Source organism: Dyella sp. SYSU CM1112, from assembly GCF_058216415.1.
In genome coordinates, this window is the sequence record NZ_JBZEGI010000089.1 from 1 (window position 1) to 309 (window position 309).

Genomic DNA, 309 nt, shown 5'->3' on the forward strand with positions numbered 1-309 from the left:
CTGGCCGACCATTCCGCAGCTGTATGTCGATGGTGAGCTGATCGGCGGGGCCGACATCATCCGGCAGATGTATGGCAGCGGCGAATTGCATCAGCTATTCGGTGCGACCCCACCGGATCGCACCCCACCGGAAATCACCATTACCGACAAGGCTGCCGAAGCTATCCGCGCTGGCACGGCTGATGCGCAAGGCGTAGCCCTGCAGCTCGAAATCGGCCCTGATCACAGCGCTGGCTTCCAGCTAGCCCCCGCCAGCGACCACGATATCGTGGTCACTGCTAATGGCATCGAAGTGCACTTCGATCCTGC

General features: G+C 61.5%; 1 protein-coding gene. It reads left to right on the forward strand.

Annotation, left to right across the window (positions count from 1 at the left end; translation table 11 throughout):
- The coding region (locus AC4HNJ_RS21745; protein ID WP_490481705.1) for an iron-sulfur cluster assembly accessory protein at nucleotides 1–309 on the forward strand (309 nt) is incomplete at both ends.